Origin of the sequence: Azospirillum himalayense, from assembly GCF_042657465.1 — a bacterium.
In the GTDB taxonomy this organism is placed as follows: domain Bacteria; phylum Pseudomonadota; class Alphaproteobacteria; order Azospirillales; family Azospirillaceae; genus Azospirillum; species Azospirillum himalayense.
In genome coordinates, this window is the sequence record NZ_JBHSLC010000057.1 from 1 (window position 1) to 597 (window position 597).

At 70.5% G+C, this 597-nt stretch carries 1 protein-coding gene; it reads left to right on the top strand.

The window, feature by feature from the left end; genetic code table 11:
* On the top strand, positions 1-597 hold a 597-nt coding region (tnpC, locus tag ACFPMG_RS23315), incomplete at both ends, for an IS66 family transposase (protein ID WP_376997608.1).

Consider the following 597-nt stretch of genomic DNA (forward strand, 5'->3'; position numbering starts at 1 on the left):
GCCCATGTCGTGGTGGCGAAGTTCGCCTGGCATCTGCCGCTGTACCGGCAAGCGCAGATGTTCGCCGGTCAGGGCGTGGCGCTCGACCGCGCCACCCTGATGTTCTGGGTTCGCCGGGCGGCATGGTGGCTGAAACCCTTGTACGACCGGCTCCTGCTCTATATCCGCTCCCAGGAGCGGGTGTACTGCGACGAGACGCCGTTGCCCCGGCTCGATCCCGGGCGGGGCCGGACCAAGGTCTGCCAACTCTGGGCCCAGGCGGTGGACGACCGCCCCTGGCAGGGGCCGGCCATGCCGGCGGTCGGCTACGTGTTCGCCGAGGGCCGCGACACGGCGGCGCTGCAGGAGCAGATGGCGGCTTTCGCCGGCATTCTCCAGGTCGATGGCTACGCCGCCTACAAGGCGCTGGTGCGCCGCCGGCGCTCCGGGGCGAAGGTCCGGCTGGTGTTCTGCCTGAGCCACGCGCGCCGCAAGTTCGTGGCGGTGTTCAAGACGACCAAATCAGAAGTCGCGCGGGACGTGATCGCGCGCATCGGCGCGGTGTACGCCATCGAGGAGCGCATCCGCGGCACGGCGGCCGAAACGCGCCGACGGGTG